Here is a 17,634-nt window from a genome sequence, read left to right as displayed (position 1 = left end):
AGCGGTCTCAATAATTACGAGTATCTCAGCGCATGCGCCGGCTCAATCTTCGCCGCCCGATACGCCGGATATAGCGTCGCCAAAAAGCTCAACACAAACCCGGCGGTGCAGATCAGCACCACATCACCACCTTGCAGCTCCGAAGGCAGGTTGCTGACGAAGTACACATCCGAACTAAAGATATGCTGCCCGCTCACCCGCTCGACCCAGCCCACCAACTCGCTCACGTTGAGCGCTGCAATAACCCCCAGCACGCCGCCGATCAAGGTGCCGACAATGCCGATCACCGTGCCCTGCACCATGAAGATCGCCATGATCTGCCGTGGCGTGGCGCCGATGGTGCGCAGGATCGCGATGTCCGCGCCTTTGTCATTCACCACCATGATCAAGGTGGCGATGATGTTGAACGCGGCCACGGCGACGATCATCAGCAGCAGCAGGCCGATCATGGTCTTTTCCATTTTCATCGCGCTGAACAGGCTGCCCTGGGTGTGGGTCCAGTCATCTGCCTTGTAGGCCGCGCCGAGGCTGGTGGCAATGTCCGTGGACACCTTGGGCGCTGCGTACAAATCTTTAACCGCCAAGCGCACACTCTGCACCTGGTTCGGCTGCCAATGCTGGATTTCCGCCGCGTCGGCCATGTGTATCAAGGCCATGGAACCATCCAGCTCGGCGCCGACCTTGAAAATCCCCACCACGTTCAACCGCTGCATACGCGGGGTGATGCCGCCCGGTGCAGTGCTGATTTCCGGCACGATCAGGGTGAGCTTGTCGCCCACGTTCAAGCGGAAACGCCGGGCGGTGATCTCACCGACCACCACGCCGAACTCGCCGGGTTTCAGGTCGTCCAGTTTGCCCTGAACGATGTGCTGGGCCACGATCGACACCTTGCCTTCCTGGGCCGGGTCGACGCCGCTGATCTCGATCGGCTGCATCGCGCCCTTGTAGGAGAACATGCCGTCCATCTGCGTGAACGGTACTGCAGCGGTCACTTGCGGATTCTTCATCGCCGCCGCGGCCACCGGCTGCCAATCATCAATCGGCTTCACGCCGACGATGGTGGCGTGAGGCACCATGCCGAGGATGCGCGAGCTCATTTCGCGCTGGAAGCCGTTCATCACCGACAGCACCACGATCATCGCCAATACGCCCAGGGCGAGGCCGATCATCGATGTCATCGAGATAAACGAAACAAAACGGTTGCGGCGCTTGGCGCGGGTATAGCGCGTGCCGATGAAAATCGATAACGGTCTGAACATTCGCGGGCACCGTTGGAAAAATAGAAAACCCGGCGTCAGGCACCGGGCTTGAAACAGGTCAGATGGCGACCAGATGACCTTCCTGCAGGTGCAGCACGCGGTCCATCTGGCGGGCCATGCTCATGTCATGGGTCACCACCAGGAATGCAGTGCGCATCTGGGTGCTCAGTTCCAGCATCAAATCCTTGATGCCCTGGGCGGTGTGGGAGTCGAGGTTGCCGGTGGGCTCGTCGAGCATCACCAGGCCTGGGTTGTTCACCAGGGCGCGGGCGATTGCCACACGCTGGCGCTCGCCGCCGGACAGTTCGGCCGGCTTGTGCTCAAGGCGATGGCCCAAGCCGACACGCTCCAGCAAGGCCTTGGCACGCTGGCGTGCTTCCGGGATTGCGGTCTTGCCGATCAGCAGCGGCATGCAGACGTTTTCCAGTGCGGTGAATTCCGGCAACAAGTGGTGAAACTGGTACACAAAACCCAACGAACGGTTGCGCAACTGGCCACGGGCCTTTTCATTCAAGGCTGACAATTCTTCGCCAGCCAGCCAGACGCTGCCCTGGGACGGCGTGTCGAGGCCGCCCAACAGGTTCAGCAAGGTACTTTTGCCGGAACCGGAACTGCCGACGATCGCCACGCGTTCGCCTGGATGCAGCTCAAGTTGCAGGTTGGACAGCACCACCACTGACTCAGGGCCTTCCTCGTAGGATTTGCCCAGGTTGCGGCAGCTCAGGATTGCTTTTTCACTCATGCCCGATTCACTCATAACGTAAGGCCTGTGCTGGCTGGGTACGTGCCGCGCGCCAGGCTGGATACAGGGTGGCAAGGAAACTCAGGACCAACGCAGCCCCGCCCACCATCAACACGTCCTGGGCCTGAACCTGGGACGGCAAGTAGTCGATGAAGTAGACGTCTGCATTGAGAAACTTGTGGCCGATTACTTTCTCAAGCAAGGCGATGGCTGCGCTGACGTTAAGCGCGGCCAGGATGCCCACGGCGGTGCCGATCAAGGTACCCACCACGCCGATCACGGTGCCCTGCACCATGAAGATCGCCATGATCTGCCCCGGCGTGGCGCCCAGAGTACGCAGGATGGCGATGTCGCCTTTCTTGTCATTCACCACCATCACCAGCGTGGAAATGATGTTGAACGCGGCCACAGCGACGATCAGCAGCAGCAGCAGGCCGATCATGGCTTTTTCCATGCGGATGGCCTGGTACAGGTTGCCGTGGGTACGGGTCCAGTCACGGGCGTAATACTCGGTTTCACCCAAGTGCTGGGCGATATCCCAGGCACCGCGCGGGGCGTCGAACAAATCGCTGAACTTCAGGCGCAGGCCCTGCACCTGATCCGGCTGCCAGCGCTGGAGGCGGGCCAGATCGGTGAGATTGGTCAGCCCGAGGTAGCCGTCGATTTCGCCGGCGCCCACATGGAAGGTGCCGACCACGGTAAAGCGTTTCATGCGCGGAAACATGCCCGCCGGGGTCACGGTGACTTCCGGCGCGACGAAGGTCAGCTTGTCGCCGAGGCCCACGCCGAGCTTGGCTGCGGCCTTGTCGCCAATCACGATGCCGAAATCACCAGGCGCCAGATCGTCGAGTTTGCCCTGCAACATGAACTTGTCGATGATCGACACGTTGCGTTCCTGGGCTGGGTCGATGCCATTGAGCAAGATCTTCTGCACCTTGCCATCATGGGTCAGCAGCCCCTGCATCTGGGTAAACGGCGCAACGGCCACGACCTTGGGGTTCTGCTTGACCTTGGCGGCCAGGTTTTGCCAATCGTTGATCGGCTCGCCCGACTCGATGGTCGCGTGGGGCACCATGCCCAGCACGCGGGTGCGCATCTCATGATCGAAGCCGTTCATCACCGACAGCACCACAATCATCACGACTACGCCCAAGGCGAGCCCGATCATCGAGGTCAAGGAAATGAACGACACAAAATGATTGCGGCGCTTTGCACGGGTATAACGCGTGCCAATAAATACGAAGAGAGGTCTGAACATGTCGGGGCTTGTTCGGAGGAAAAGAAGACGTCCCGGTGGCGGGGTCTGGTAAGCAGCTTTACACTCTGACCATTACCGTTACCTGGGGTTCGCCATGTCGACATTAGATGAAGAAGAGCGCCGCGAATACTACCGTATCGACGACATGATCGCACTCCAAATCAAAAACCTGTCGGCCCCCGAAGCGGCGAGCAAGGAAGTGTTGCTGGATGATTCACCGCTGTTCAACCTGCTCAGCGAATTGCACCTCAGCGAATTCGAAGCCCAGCACCTGCTGCGCCAACTGAGCGAGAAGGACCGCACCCTCGCCGCCTTCCTGCGCGTGCAGAACAAGCGCGTAGACCTGCTCAGCCAGATCATGGCACGCGGCCTGCTCGATGAGGTGGGCGCACCGCAGCCGGTGATCATCTCCGAAGGCGGTATCGACTTCCAACACCCTACCTCACTGGTCACCGGCGCTCACTTGGCCGTCAAGCTGGTGCTGATGCCCCAGGCGCTCGGCCTGCTGTTGCGGGCGCGGGTCACCCATTGCGATCCCAAGGGCGATGGCTTTGACGTGGGTACGGAATTTGAGTCCATGACCGATACCCAACGCCAACTGCTGGCGCGCTACATCCTGCAAAAACAGGCCCAGGAACGCCGCCTGGCGCGGGAACAAAGCGACGACATCTGAATTCGTATTCACTACGCCAGCCAGCCTGGCGCAAAGGAGCAACTGTGACCCTGATTTACGGCCACCGCGGTGCCAAAGGCGAAGCACCGGAAAACACCCTGACCAGCTTCCAGGAGTGCCTCAAGCACGGTGTACGCCGCTGCGAACTGGATCTGCACCTGTCCATGGACGGCGAGTTGATGGTCATCCACGACCCGACCCTCAAGCGCACCGCTGACCGGCGCGGCAAGGTCGTCGAGTATTCGGCGGCGGACCTTGTGAAGATGGACGCACGCAAAGGCGGCCCAGGCTGGATCAAACCGTGCCCGATCCCGCGTCTGGAAGAGCTGTTCGAGCAGTGCGACTTCGATCACTGGCAACTGGAAGTCAAAAGCGCTTCGCGCACCCGCGCCGCGACCACCGTGCTGGCAATCCGTGAGATGGCGGTACGTTTCGGCCTGATGGACAAAGTCACCGTGACTTCAAGCTCGCGGGAAGTATTGAAAGCGGCGGTTGAACTCACCCCGGACCTGTCACGCGGACTGGTCGCCGAATACGCCTGGCTCGACCCACTGAAGGTCGCGCAAAACTACGGCTGTGAGTATCTGGCATTGAACTGGACGTTGTGCACCCCGGAGCGTCTGGAAAAAGCCCAGCGCCAGGGTTTGCACGTGTCCGTATGGACGGTCAACGAACCTGCGCTGATGCGCAGGCTCGCCGACTTCGGCGTAGATAGCCTGATTACAGACTTTCCCGGTTTGGCCACTGCCACCCTCGGGAATTACTGAAATCGGTCTCCCCGGCCGGCTCAGGCCACCGGCCGGAGCCGCTCAAAAAAGCCGGTTGAGGCCGTCGTAGGCCGCTACCCGATAGGCTTCAGCCATGGTCGGGTAGTTGAACGTGGTGTTCACAAAGTACTTGAGGGTATTTTGCTCGCCCGGCTGGTTCATGATGGCCTGGCCGATGTGCACGATCTCCGACGCCTGGTAGCCGAAGCAATGCACACCGAGCACCTCAAGGGTCTCGCGGTGGAACAGGATCTTCAGCATGCCTTGGGGCTCACCAGCGATCTGCGCACGCGCCATGCTCTTGAAGAACGCCTTGCCGACTTCATAAGGCACCTTGGCCTTGGTCAGTTCGTGCTCGTTCTTGCCAATCGAGCTGATCTCGGGAATCGTGTAGATCCCGGTCGGCACGTCGTTCACGTAGCGCCAGCTGCCGTTGTCGACGATGCTGCCAGCAGCCGAACGGCCCTGGTCATGCGCCGCACTGGCCAGGCTTGGCCAGCCGATTACGTCACCAGCGCCGTAGATGTTGGTTACACAGGTGCGGTAGTTCTCGTCCACCTCGATCTGGCCACGGTTGTTGACCTTGACCCCGATGTTTTCCATGCCCAGCTTGTCGGTGTTGCCGGTACGGCCGTTGCACCACAACAAGGCGTCGGCCTTGATCTTCTTGCCGGACTTGAGATGCAGGATCACACCGTTGTCCAGGCCTTCGACCCGCTCGTACTCTTCGTTGTGGCGCACGGTGATGTTGTTGTTGCTGAAGTGGTAGCTCAACGCCTGGGAAATTTCCGAGTCGAGGAAGCTCAGCAATTGGTCGCGGTTGTCCACCAGTTCCACCAATACACCCAGGCCGCTGAAGATCGAGGCGTATTCACAGCCGATCACGCCGGCGCCGTAGATGATCAATTTGCGTGGGGTGTGGCCCAGGCTCAGGATGGTGTCGCTATCGTAGATACGCGGATGGTGGAAATCGATATCGGCCGGGCGATACGGGCGCGAACCGGTGGCGATGATGATGTGTTTGGCCACCAGCTTCTCGACCACGCCGTTGGCGCACACCACTTCGACGGTTTGCTCGTCGGCGAAGCTGCCGGTGCCGAAGAACAGGTCGACACGGTTACGGGCGTAGTAGCCGGTACGCGAAGCCACTTGTTTGGAGATAACTTTCTCGGCGCTCTTGAGCACGTCCGGGAACGAGAACCAGCGCGGCTCACCAATGGCCCGGAACATCGGGTTGGTGTTGAACTGCATGATCTGGCGGACCGAGTGACGCAAGGCCTTGGACGGGATGGTACCCAGGTGGGTGCAGTTACCGCCGACCTGGCGACGGCTATCAACCATCGCCACCTTGCGCCCTGCCTTCGCGGCGTTCATCGCCGCACCTTCTCCAGCCGGGCCGGAACCCAGTACCACCACGTCGTAGTTGTAGACAGCCATGCGTACTCCTCAGAACAGGCCAGGCGTACGGTTGGACGCCTGGCTAAATCATGCCGCGGCCAGCGGTCATGAAGGACAATTTGGCTCAAGTGTGTGAACCGGGGCACAGTCTATATAAGGCTCAACGCCGCGCACATTAACCCTTGGTCGCGTCGTAGGCCAGTATTGCCTTTACTACACGGCGCAGATTACCGCTAAATCCTGACACGGCCAGAAATTGAATTACCCTGTAGGCACGCACGTTTTTCAGGACGGGGCATTATGCGACATATAGTTATCTGTTTGATGATGATGCTGTCGATCACGGCGCATGCTAATGAGGCGGATCGATTGAAGCAGGCCGATTTCCCGGCACAGTCCCAGGAACTGGTCCTGAAAAACCAGGCGGTGCTCACGTACCTCTGGGCGGACGTGTACGCGGCGGCGCTATATGCCCCTGCGACGCTGAGCGCCAGACAGGCCTGGGACCAGCAAAAGGCGCTGCGCCTGGTGCTTTATTACTATCGCGACATCGACCGCTCCGACGTAATCAAGGCCGCCACCGCTACGCTGGAGCGCCAGCAAGCCAGCGCACGCTTGAAGCCCGAGCTGGATCAACTGCATGCCAGCTTTCGCAACATACGCAAAGGTGATCGATATGCCTTGGACTTTCATCCAGGGCGCGGCTTGAACCTTGAGATCAATGGCCAAGTGGTGTTCAGCAGCCGTAATGAGGCACTGGCCAGGGCCTACCTGGGTATCTGGCTGGCGCCCAAAGGGCTGTCTGATGAGTTGCGCGGCAAATTGTTGAAATGAAAATGGCCTGCCGTGGGGTATGCATCCACTGAACGACCGCTATCGGGGGCAAGTCCCCTCCCACATGTCGATTTGTGAGTACATTCAAATGTGGGAGGTAGCTTGCTCCCGATGAGGCCCTGATCGACAACACAAAACCTGCAGCCATAAAAAAGCCCCGAACCAGTCGGGGCTTTTTCATTCAACGCAGAGGCTTAGCGCGGAAACGCAGGCGGGTTAACCCCAGCCATGTCTTCCATCACGCGAACCACCTGGCAGCTGTAGCCGAACTCGTTGTCGTACCACACGTACAGCACAACACGGTTGTCCTGGGTAATGGTCGCTTCCGCGTCCACCACACCGGCGTGGCGCGAGCCAACGAAGTCGGTGGACACCACTTCCTGGGAATTGACGTAGTCGATTTGCTTGTGCAGATCGGAGTGCAGCGCCATGTAGCGCAGGTACTCGTTCATCTCTTCACGGGTGGCGGCTTTCTCAAGGTTCAGGTTGAGAATCGCCATCGACACGTTAGGCGTCGGCACACGGATCGCGTTACCGGTCAGCTTGCCGGCCAGCTCAGGCAAAGCTTTGGCAGCAGCGGTGGCAGCACCAGTCTCGGTGATAACCATGTTCAGCGCGGCGCTACGACCACGGCGATCGCCTTTGTGGAAGTTGTCGATCAGGTTCTGGTCGTTGGTGTACGAGTGAACGGTTTCAACGTGGCCGTTAACGATGCCGAACTTGTCGTTCACGGCTTTCAGCACCGGCACGATGGCATTGGTGGTGCAGGAAGCGGCGGACACGATCTTGTCGTCAGCAGTGATTTCACCGTGGTTGATGCCGTGCACGATGTTCTTCAGCTTGCCTTTGCCAGGTGCGGTCAGAACAACACGGTCGACACCCGGGCAGGCCAGGTGCTGGCCCAGGCCTTCGGCATCACGCCATACGCCGGTGTTATCCACCAGCAGAGCGTCCTTGATGCCGTACTGGGTGTAATCCACCTCAGACGGGTTCTTCGCGTAGATCACCTGGATCAGGTTACCGTTGGCGGTGATGGTGTTGTTTTCTTCATCGATGACGATGGTGCCGTTGAACGGACCGTGTACCGAATCGCGACGCAGCAGGCTGGCGCGTTTGGTCAGGTCGTTGTCGGCGCCTTTGCGCACGACAATGGCACGCAGGCGCAGGCCGTCGCCGCCACCGGTTTTTTCGATCAGGATGCGTGCCAGCAGGCGGCCGATACGACCGAAGCCGTACAGAACCACATCAGTGCCTTTACGGGCAGCGGCGTTTTGCTGGCCAACCACATCGGCCATTTCTTCACGCACGAACTGCTCGGCAGTGCGGCCCGCGCCTTCTTTGCGGAATTTGTACGCCAACTTGCCCAGATCTACCGAGGCCGCACCGAGCTTGAGCTCGCTCATGGCCTTGAGCAGTGGGAATGTTTCGTGGACGGAGAGTTCGCTGTCGTCGGCAGAGCGATGGCGCGCAAAACGGTGCGCCTTGAGAATCGCGATGACGGACTGGTTGATCAGGCTGCGGCCATAGATCGAGCTCACCACATTGTTATTGCGGTACAGCTGACCGATAAGCGGGATCATCGCTTCTGCGAGTGCTTCACGGTCGATCCATTCACCAAGACACTGGTCGGGCTTCTGAGTCACGGGAACCTTCCACATGTAGGGGCTGAAAAAAGGGGCTACATTATGCCGCCCGACCGCCCTCGTCGCAATGCGCGCCAGGCAACAAAAAGTCCTTGCTAAAAAATACCGCCCCGCTGCAGCCCAGTAAATACGCGGGTTCCAGAAGGCCACTAGTTCAACGAGTCGGCCGACTTGTCCGTAACCCTCCTAAACATTCACGCTTTTTGGCACTACATATTGAGTCAAAACACGCCATTGTTTGTCTTAGCCACTACATTTCCTACAAACCGTAATAGGCTCAGTCAGCAACTGACAGGCGGCACCTCGGGCCGTTACAATTACCGACTTTGTCGCAACGCTTGGAGCTCAACCTTCCGTGCCCGTTCTGCGTCTACCGCTACTCCCTGCCGCGGCAGGTAAACAGCACTGGGGCAACCTGCCCGGTGCCGCCCTGAGCCTGGCCATTGCCGAGGCTGCCAGCGCAGCCAAGCGCTTTACCCTGCTGCTCACCGCCGACAGCCAAAGCGCCGAACGGTTGGAGCAGGAGCTGAGCTTCTTCGCCCCCGATTTGCCGGTGCTGCATTTTCCCGACTGGGAAACCCTGCCCTACGACCTGTTCTCGCCGCACCAGGACATCATTTCCCAGCGCATCGCCAGCCTGTACCGCTTGCCGGAACTGGCCCACGGTGTGCTCGTGGTGCCGATCACAACGGCCCTGCACCGTCTGGCACCGACCAAGTTCCTGCTGGGCAGCAGCCTGGTGCTGGATATCGGCCAGAAACTCGATGTGGAACAAATGCGCACGCGCCTGGAAGCCAGCGGCTACCGCTGCGTCGATACGGTGTATGAGCACGGTGAATTCGCGGTGCGCGGCGCCCTGATTGACCTGTTCCCGATGGGCAGCAAGTTGCCGTACCGCATCGACCTGTTCGATGACGAAATCGAAACCCTGCGCACCTTCGATCCGGAGAACCAGCGCTCTATCGACAAGGTCGACTCGGTCAAGCTGCTACCCGCGCGGGAATTCCCGCTGCAAAAAGACGCGGTGACCCGCTTCAAGGCGCGCTTCCGCGAACGCTTCGATGTCGACTTCCGTCGCTGCCCGATCTTCCAGGACTTGAGCAGTGGGATTACCCCCGCCGGTATCGAGTACTACCTGCCGCTGTTTTTCGACGAGACCTCCACCCTGTTCGATTACCTGCCCCAGGACACCCAGGTGTTCTCGCTGCCGGGTATCGAGCAAGCCGCGGAAAACTTCTGGAACGACGTGCGCAACCGCTACGAAGAGCGCCGCGTCGACCCGTCCCGTCCTTTATTGCCACCCGCCGAGCTGTTCCTGCCGGTGGAAGACTGTTTCGCGCGCCTGAAAAACTGGCCGCGCGTTGTCGCCAGCCAGCAGGACGTGGACGCCGGCAGCGGCCGCGAACGCTTCCCAGCCGGAACGCTGCCGGATTTGGCGATTCAAGCCAAAGCCACGCAGCCCCTGGAGGCTTTGTCCAACTTCCTCGGCGACTTCCCCGGCCGCGTGCTTTTTACCGCCGAATCCGCCGGCCGTCGCGAAGTGCTGCTGGAATTGTTGGAACGTCTGAAGCTGCGGCCAAAAACCGTCGACAGTTGGCCAGACTTTGTAAAAAGCAAAGAACGCCTGGCGATCACCATCGCACCGCTCGACGAAGGCCTGCTTCTGGATGATCCGGCCCTGGCACTGATCGCCGAGAGCCCCCTGTTCGGCCAGCGCGTGATGCAGCGGCGCCGTCGCGAAAAACGCGCCGACGCCAACAACGACGCCGTGATCAAGAACCTCACCGAGTTGCGCGAAGGCGCGCCGGTGGTGCATATCGACCACGGCGTGGGTCGCTACCTCGGTCTGCAGACGCTGGAGATCGATAACCAGGCCGCCGAATTCCTCACCATGGAGTACGCCGAGGGCGCGAAGCTCTATGTGCCGGTTGCCAGCCTGCACCTGATCGCCCGCTACACCGGCAGCGACGACGCACTGGCGCCGTTGCACCGCCTGGGGTCCGAGACGTGGCAGAAAGCCAAGCGCAAGGCCGCCGAACAGGTGCGCGATGTCGCCGCTGAACTGCTCGACATTTACGCCCGTCGCGCCGCCCGCGAAGGCTATGCCTTTGCCGACCCGAAAGCCGACTACGCCACCTTCAGCGCCGGCTTTGCCTTCGAAGAAACGCCGGACCAGCAAACCACCATCGAAGCCGTGCGCGCCGATATGCTCGCGCCAAAGCCGATGGACCGCCTGGTGTGCGGCGACGTGGGTTTCGGCAAGACCGAAGTGGCGATGCGCGCAGCCTTCATTGCCGTCCACGGCGGCCGACAAGTTGCGATCCTGGTCCCGACCACCCTGCTCGCCCAGCAGCACTACAACAGCTTCCGCGACCGCTTTGCCGACTGGCCGGTGACCGTCGAGGTGATGAGCCGCTTCAAGTCCGCCAAGGAAGTGAACGCCGCGATCGCCGACCTGGCCGAAGGCAAGATCGACATCGTGATCGGCACGCACAAGCTGCTGTCGGACGATGTGAAGATCAAGAACCTGGGTTTGGTGATCATCGACGAAGAACACCGCTTCGGCGTGCGTCAAAAGGAACAGCTCAAGGCCCTGCGCAGCGAAGTCGACATTCTTACGCTCACTGCGACGCCGATCCCACGCACCCTGAACATGGCGGTGTCGGGCATGCGCGATCTGTCGATCATCGCCACACCGCCGGCACGCCGGCTGTCGGTGCGCACCTTCGTGATGGAGCAGAACAAAAGCACGGTCAAAGAAGCACTGCTGCGTGAACTGCTCCGTGGTGGCCAGGTGTACTACCTGCACAACGACGTAAAAACCATCGAGAAATGCGCCGCCGACCTCGCCGAACTGGTACCGGAAGCACGCATCGCCATCGGCCACGGTCAGATGCGCGAGCGTGAACTCGAACAGGTGATGAGCGACTTCTACCACAAGCGCTTCAACGTACTGATCGCCTCGACCATCATCGAGACTGGCATCGACGTACCGAGCGCCAACACCATCATCATCGAGCGCGCTGATAAGTTCGGCCTGGCGCAGTTGCACCAACTGCGTGGCCGCGTCGGCCGTAGTCACCACCAGGCTTACGCCTACCTGCTGACTCCGCCGCGCCAACAGATCACTTCCGACGCCGAGAAGCGCCTGGAAGCCATTGCTAACACCCAGGACCTGGGCGCCGGATTTGTGCTGGCCACCAACGACCTGGAAATCCGTGGCGCCGGCGAACTGCTGGGCGACGGCCAGAGCGGGCAGATCCAGGCCGTCGGCTTCACCTTGTATATGGAGATGCTTGAACGCGCGGTGAAAGCTATCCGCAAGGGCGAGCAGCCGAACCTCGATCAACCCCTGGGCGGCGGCCCGGAAATCAACCTGCGCTTGCCGGCCTTGATTCCCGAAGATTACCTGCCGGATGTGCACGCACGGTTGATCCTGTACAAACGCATCGCCTCGGCCACCGACGAAGAAGGCCTCAAGGATTTGCAGGTTGAAATGATCGACCGCTTCGGCCTGCTGCCGGAACCGACCAAGAACCTGGTGCGCCTGACCCTGCTTAAATTGCAGGCCGAGCAGCTGGGTATTAAGAAAGTCGACGCAGGGCCACAGGGCGGACGCATCGAGTTCGAAGCGCAAACGCCGGTTGACCCGTTGGTGCTGATCAAGCTGATCCAGGGCCAACCCAACCGCTATAAGTTCGAAGGGGCTACGCTGTTCAAATTCATGGTGCCAATGGAACGTGCCGAAGAACGCTTTAATACCCTGGAGGCGCTGTTTGAGCGCCTCATCCCGAAATCTGTTTGAAGGACGCCCCAATGCGCCTGTTCCGCATTTTGAGCTTGTTGTTGGTGGTACTGGCGCCTTCGGCATTTGCCGACAGCCCTTACCAGGTAGAAATGATCCTGGTGCGCCAAAACGCGGAGCCGGTGATCAACAGCCGCGCCGCGCCGGAAAACTGGGATGCCGGGGCTGTGCGCCTGGGCGACAAGATGAGCCCGCCGCGCCTGAACAATATCGTCGACAAGCTCAGGGCCGATAACAGTTACACCGTGTTGGCGCACAAGGCGTGGGAACAGAACCTCGGTGAACAGCCGGTCAAAATCGCGATCACCGACGGCGAGGAGCAGTTCGGCCAGTTCCCTATCGAGGGCACGCTGAACCTGCAACTGGGGCGCTTTACCGATATCGATGCGCAATTCTGGATCAACCAGTTCGACAGCAAGGGCAGCGTGATTGCCAGCGAGCACCTGAACCAGACCGACGTGCGCACCAAGAACAACCAACTCAACTATCTGGACGGCGGCCATCTGGCACTGCTGATCAAGATCACTTCGCTGACCGCCAAGCCACCCAGCGCACCACCGCCCGACATTCAGGACTGATCCAGCGCCATGCCCCTGACATCGTCGCTGACCAAACCCCTGGCCCCTTCGTGGGCCAATCGCTTCAAAGAGCAGAGCCTGGAGCGCGGGCGACGTTACGCGCTGGAGAATCGGGTGCGCATCGTCGAATCCGGTGACAGCACCATCATCGCCAGTTGCGAAGGCTCGGGCGGCAACGTTTACCGACAAACCATCTCGCTGCGCGAATCGGCCAAGGGCTCGCTGATTCTGGTAGACAGCCGCTGCACCTGCCCGGTGCACACCAATTGCAAACACATCGCTGCCGTTTTGCTCAAGGTCCAGGAAACACTGGCGTATCCGGCAGCCGCACAGGACGCCGAATTGCTGGAAAAACTCCAGGCCGTACTGGATAACCGTGTGGTGTTGCCGCAGGTGGTGATGGAGGACGTGCTGCCGGTCCCGCGCCTGTGGCTGGCGAGTGTCGAGTTCAGTGCGTTCGAACCGCGCAACGGCAAGATGCAGCGCTATATCCAGCACCGTGCCGCGCTCTCGTTCAATTACTTGGGCAACTATGTCAGCGGGCAAAAGAACGCCGACATCATCGTGCGCCAGGAAACCCAGAGCCTGCGCATCAAGCGCCATCCGGAGCTGGAACAACCCTTTCGTGAACGACTGCGCCTGCTGGGTTTCAAGATCGCCACCCGCCAGAGCAAGGCACTGCCGGAAAGCGCTGGCGAGCTCTTCGAAATGGTCAATGACAGCGCCTGGCTGAACTTCACCCTTAACGTCTCACCCACCCTGCGCGCCGAAGGCTGGGAATTGCAGATCGATGAGGATTTCGGTTTCGACCTGAGCCCGGTGGACGACTGGTACGCCACTGTCGATGACGGGCCTGAGCGCGATTGGTTTGACCTGGAACTGGGCATCATCGTCAACGGAGAGCGGCTGAGCCTATTGCCGATCCTGCTGAATTTGATGCGCTCCCACACCGAGATCCTCAACCCGGAGAAACTCGCTCGGCGCCGCGATGACGAACTGATCCTGGTGAATATCCCCGGCCTGCCCAACGGCCACGGCCCACTACAAGTGGCATTACCTTACGGCCGCCTGAAACCGGTTCTGGCAACGCTTGGCGAGTTTTACCTACAGGACCCTGGCACCACGCTGCGTTTGGCCAAGGCCGATGCAATTCGGTTGAACCCGCTGGAAGACCTGCCACTGCAATGGGAAGGCGGCGAGAAGATCCGCAACTTTGCCCAACGCCTGAGGGATATCAAGGACTTCACCTGTGCGGCGCCCGAGGGTTTGAACGCGACGTTGCGCCCGTATCAGTTGGAAGGCCTGAGCTGGATGCAGTCGCTGCGGCAATTGGACGTCGGCGGGATCCTTGCGGATGACATGGGCCTGGGTAAAACCCTGCAGACCCTGGCGCATCTGCTCAGCGAAAAGATTGCCGGACGCCTGGACCGGCCCTGCATGGTGGTGATGCCCACCAGCCTCATCCCTAACTGGCTCGACGAAGCCGCGCACTTCACACCGCAACTCAAGGTATTGGCGCTGTACGGCGCGGGTCGCAAGAAACACTTCGCCAACCTGCAGGACTACGACCTCCTGCTCACTACCTACGCCCTGCTGCCCAAGGATATCGACCACCTCGCCGCCCTGCCCTTGCACGTATTGATCCTCGACGAAGCCCAGTACATCAAGAATCCCTCCAGCAAGGCGGCCCAAGCGGCGCGCGAGCTGAATGCTCGGCAGCGCCTGTGCCTGAGCGGCACGCCCTTGGAAAATCATCTGGGCGAACTGTGGTCACTGTTCCACTTCCTGCTGCCAGGCTGGTTGGGCGACGTAAAAAGCTTCAACCGTGATTACCGTGTGCCCATCGAAAAGCGCGCCAGTGAGGTGCGATTGCAGCACCTCAACGGCCGGATAAAACCCTTCCTGCTGCGCCGAACCAAGGAACAAGTGGCGACGGAGTTGCCACCCAAGACCGAAATCATCCACTGGGTCGACCTCAACGAGGCCCAGCGCGACGTTTACGAAACCATGCGCCTGGCCATGGATAAAAAGGTCCGCGACGAGATCACCCGCAAGGGCGTGGCGCGCAGCCAGATCATCATCCTTGAAGCGCTGCTCAAGCTGCGACAGGTCTGCTGCGATCTACGCTTGGTCAACGACGCCACTCTGCCTGCCCGCGGCAGCAGCTCGGGCAAGCTCGACAGCCTGGTGGAAATGCTCGACGAGTTGTTTGCCGAAGGGCGCCGGATCCTGTTGTTTTCCCAGTTCACCTCGATGCTGAGCCTGATCGAAGTCGAACTGAAAAAACGCGGCATTGCCTACGCGCTGCTCACCGGCCAGACCCGGGATCGGCGCACGCCGGTGAAGGATTTCCAGAGCGGCAAGTTGCAGATTTTTCTGATAAGCCTGAAGGCCGGTGGCGTGGGGCTTAACCTGACGGAAGCCGATACCGTGATCCACTACGATCCGTGGTGGAACCCGGCGACGGAAAACCAGGCCACTGACCGTGCGTATCGCATCGGGCAGGAGAAGCCGGTATTTGTCTATAAGCTGATTGCCCGAGGGACGGTGGAAGAGAAAATCCAGCACCTGCAGAAGGAAAAATCCGACCTGGCGGCGGGTGTGCTGGATGGACGAACCACCGGGGATTGGCAGTTGGGCAATGAGGAAATTGAAGCGTTGTTTGCGCCGCTGCCTGATAAGCAAGAGAAGCGCTGACCGTTAGATTGTTTGGTAGGCAAGCCACACACCCGGAATGAACACCCTGTGAGAGCTGACTTGCCTGCGATGGCCTCGCCGCGATGTTCAGCCGATCAACTGAGCCTTTCGCAACGCAGTGAGCGCCGCCAACCAACGCGGATCCTGCTTGTAATCGGTCGAAGCAATCGCCTTACCACGCATGCGCGCAATTCGGGGCGATGGAGTGACTTTCATCCGCTGCGCCGCAGTGAGGGCAAGCTCCGCAGCAGCACGGTCATTGCACACCAGCCCCATGTCACAGCCGGCCGTCAATGCCGCTTCGATACGACTGGCCGCATCGCCGACCACATGGGCACCGGCCATGGACAGGTCATCACTGAAAATTACCCCGTCAAATTGCAGCTCGCCGCGCAGGATGTCCTGCAACCAACGGCGCGAGAAACCAGCAGGCTGGGCGTCGACTTGCGGGTAGATGACGTGAGCCGGCATCACCGCCGCCAATTGCTTGCTCAGACGTGCGAAAGGCACCAGATCATTGGCACGAATCTGTTCCAGGCTACGTTCGTCATTGGGAATGGCGACGTGGGAATCAGCCTCTGCCCAACCATGTCCCGGGAAGTGTTTGCCGGTCGCAGCCATGCCAGCGCTGTTCATGCCACGAATAAAGGCACCTGCGAGCACCGCTGCACGCTCGGGGTCGCCCTCAAAGGAACGGGTGCCGACCACCGCGCTGCGTTGGTAGTCCAAGTCCAGCACCGGGGCGAAGCTTAAATCCAGGCCGACAGCCAACACTTCGGTGGCCATTATCCAACCGCACTGCTCGGCCAGGTATTCAGCGTTGGGGTTGTCCGCCAGCGCACGCATAGCCGGCAGGCGCACGAAGCCTTGGCGCAAACGCTGTACACGACCGCCTTCCTGATCGACGGCCAGCAGCAAATCCGGGCGCACTGCGCGAATCGCCGCGCTCAGTTCACGCACTTGGCGCGGATGCTCGATATTGCGCGCAAAAATAATCAGGCCACCCACTTCAGGCTGACGCAACAGGTGGCGATCCTCGGCCGTCAGCCAGGTACCGGCAACGTCGACCATCAAAGAACCTTGCAGGGCAGCAGTCATAAACCTTCCTTAAATAACGCACACAACCCGGTGCACTTGCTTCGCGCGATACGCGCGGCAAGCACAACGGGTTGCGAGTAAATAGCTGAATTCGGCATGGCGGCTAGCTTAGCGGATGCAAGCAGCCGCGCACACCCGGCGCAGTCAAACCTTGGCAGGAACCGGCGCAGTTTTGCTGCGTGGACGCAACTGAGCAGCGGCCATGCCCGGATCGGTCACACCGGTTTCGGCGCGCATACCGGCGGCGAGGAACGGCACCATCAGGCGCATGACCTGTTCGATGGAGGTGTTGACGCCGAAATCGGTCTCGGCAATCGCACGCAGTGCCTTGATGCCCGACATGCTGAACGCCGCCGCACCCAGCATGAAATGCACGCGCCAGAACAGTTCGATAGGCGGGATACGCGGCGCCGCTTCGTTGACCAGCAACATATAGCGGCGGAACACCTTGCCGTACATGTCTTCCAGGTAACGCCGCAAGTGGCCCTGGCTTTGGCTGAAAGCCAGGCCCAACAGGCGCATGAAAATCGATAGGTCGTTGCCACTGCGCGGTTGAACCACCAGGGCTTGCTCGACGAGGATCTCCAGCAGCTCTTCCAGGCTGGGCTTGTTGTCGGCCTTGGCCTGGCGACGCTCTAGCTCACGATCGAGACTTGCGCAAAACGGCCCCAGGAAGCGAGAGAACACCGCCTGGATCAGGGCTTTTTTCGAGCCGAAATGGTAGTTCACAGCGGCGAGGTTGACCCCTGCCTTGCTAGTGATCAGCCGCAATGAAGTTTCAGCAAATCCTTTTTCCGCGAACAATTGCTCGGCAGCATCGAGAATGCGTTCAACGGTTTCCGACTGGGCCATGACTACTCCGCCTGACAAACACTTGTTTGA

At 60.2% G+C, this 17,634-nt stretch carries 13 protein-coding genes; 6 read left to right on the top strand and 7 right to left on the bottom strand.

The annotated features are described in order from the left end of the window. Positions 1-14 precede the first annotated feature (14 nt). The 3 genes from BW43_RS08975 to BW43_RS08985 are packed head-to-tail and all read right to left on the bottom strand — an operon-like array spanning position 15 to position 3,259. Positions 15-1,259, bottom strand: coding sequence for a lipoprotein-releasing ABC transporter permease subunit (locus BW43_RS08975; RefSeq protein ID WP_032888822.1), 1,245 nt, complete (start codon positions 1,257-1,259; stop codon positions 15-17). A 58-nt stretch (positions 1,260-1,317) separates the two neighbouring features. Continuing rightward, positions 1,318-2,001, bottom strand: a complete 684-nt coding sequence (lolD, locus tag BW43_RS08980; RefSeq protein WP_024074097.1) for a lipoprotein-releasing ABC transporter ATP-binding protein LolD — start codon at positions 1,999-2,001, stop codon at positions 1,318-1,320. A gap of 7 nt (positions 2,002-2,008) precedes the next feature. Continuing rightward, positions 2,009-3,259 (bottom strand): lipoprotein-releasing ABC transporter permease subunit, encoded by a 1,251-nt coding sequence (locus BW43_RS08985; RefSeq protein ID WP_032888819.1) that lies wholly within the window; start codon positions 3,257-3,259, stop codon positions 2,009-2,011. Between the two features lie 94 nt (positions 3,260-3,353). Here BW43_RS08985 and BW43_RS08990 point away from each other — a divergent pair, with 94 nt between their 5' ends. Together BW43_RS08990 and BW43_RS08995 are read left to right on the top strand one after the other, a co-directional pair. After that, positions 3,354-3,932, top strand: coding sequence for a PilZ domain-containing protein (locus BW43_RS08990; RefSeq protein WP_032888817.1), 579 nt, complete (start codon positions 3,354-3,356; stop codon positions 3,930-3,932). Between the two features lie 44 nt (positions 3,933-3,976). Next, the gene (locus tag BW43_RS08995; protein ID WP_032888815.1) at positions 3,977-4,699 is read left to right on the top strand and encodes a glycerophosphodiester phosphodiesterase; all 723 of its coding nucleotides are present in this window, start codon (positions 3,977-3,979) and stop codon (positions 4,697-4,699) included. A gap of 42 nt (positions 4,700-4,741) precedes the next feature. Here the strand turns inward: BW43_RS08995 and sthA are convergent, their stop codons facing one another. After that, positions 4,742-6,136 carry a Si-specific NAD(P)(+) transhydrogenase gene (sthA, locus tag BW43_RS09000; protein ID WP_032888814.1) on the bottom strand — a complete coding sequence of 465 codons (1,395 nt, stop codon included), beginning with the start codon at positions 6,134-6,136 and terminating at the stop codon, positions 4,742-4,744. Positions 6,137-6,397: 261 nt separating this feature from the next. Between sthA and BW43_RS09005 the strand changes: the two genes are divergently transcribed. Beyond that, on the top strand, positions 6,398-6,931 hold the full coding sequence (locus tag BW43_RS09005) for a chalcone isomerase family protein (protein WP_032888812.1): 534 nt from the start codon (positions 6,398-6,400) through the stop codon (positions 6,929-6,931). Positions 6,932-7,125: 194 nt separating this feature from the next. Here the strand turns inward: BW43_RS09005 and BW43_RS09010 are convergent, their stop codons facing one another. Continuing rightward, on the bottom strand, positions 7,126-8,589 hold the full coding sequence (locus tag BW43_RS09010; RefSeq protein ID WP_032888810.1) for a glyceraldehyde-3-phosphate dehydrogenase: 1,464 nt from the start codon (positions 8,587-8,589) through the stop codon (positions 7,126-7,128). Between the two features lie 340 nt (positions 8,590-8,929). On the opposite strand from BW43_RS09010, the gene mfd reads away from it, so the two are divergent. Genes mfd through BW43_RS09025 form a run of 3 tightly spaced genes read left to right on the top strand, consistent with a single transcriptional unit; the run spans position 8,930 to position 15,654 of the window. Continuing rightward, complete coding sequence (mfd, locus tag BW43_RS09015) at positions 8,930-12,379, top strand: transcription-repair coupling factor (protein ID WP_032888809.1); 3,450 nt, start codon at positions 8,930-8,932, stop codon at positions 12,377-12,379. An 11-nt stretch (positions 12,380-12,390) separates the two neighbouring features. Continuing rightward, a complete protein-coding gene (locus BW43_RS09020) occupies positions 12,391-12,957 on the top strand; it encodes a CsiV family protein (RefSeq protein WP_032888806.1) in 567 nt (188 codons plus the stop codon). A gap of 9 nt (positions 12,958-12,966) precedes the next feature. After that, on the top strand, positions 12,967-15,654 hold the full coding sequence (locus tag BW43_RS09025) for a DEAD/DEAH box helicase (protein WP_032888805.1): 2,688 nt from the start codon (positions 12,967-12,969) through the stop codon (positions 15,652-15,654). Between the two features lie 87 nt (positions 15,655-15,741). On the opposite strand, the gene nagZ is transcribed toward BW43_RS09025, so the two are convergent. Together nagZ and BW43_RS09035 are read right to left on the bottom strand one after the other, a co-directional pair. Continuing rightward, the gene (gene nagZ, locus BW43_RS09030; protein WP_032888802.1) at positions 15,742-16,752 is read right to left on the bottom strand and encodes a beta-N-acetylhexosaminidase; all 1,011 of its coding nucleotides are present in this window, start codon (positions 16,750-16,752) and stop codon (positions 15,742-15,744) included. A 144-nt stretch (positions 16,753-16,896) separates the two neighbouring features. Continuing rightward, positions 16,897-17,604, bottom strand: coding sequence for a TetR/AcrR family transcriptional regulator (locus BW43_RS09035; RefSeq protein ID WP_032888800.1), 708 nt, complete (start codon positions 17,602-17,604; stop codon positions 16,897-16,899). Between the last annotated feature and the right edge of the window lie 30 nt (positions 17,605-17,634).

Source organism: Pseudomonas sp. RIT357, from assembly GCF_000632245.1.
GTDB lineage: Bacteria > Pseudomonadota > Gammaproteobacteria > Pseudomonadales > Pseudomonadaceae > Aquipseudomonas > Aquipseudomonas sivasensis.
The sequence above is the reverse complement of the archived record's forward strand: the minus strand, read 5'-3'. Positions and strand labels throughout refer to the sequence as shown.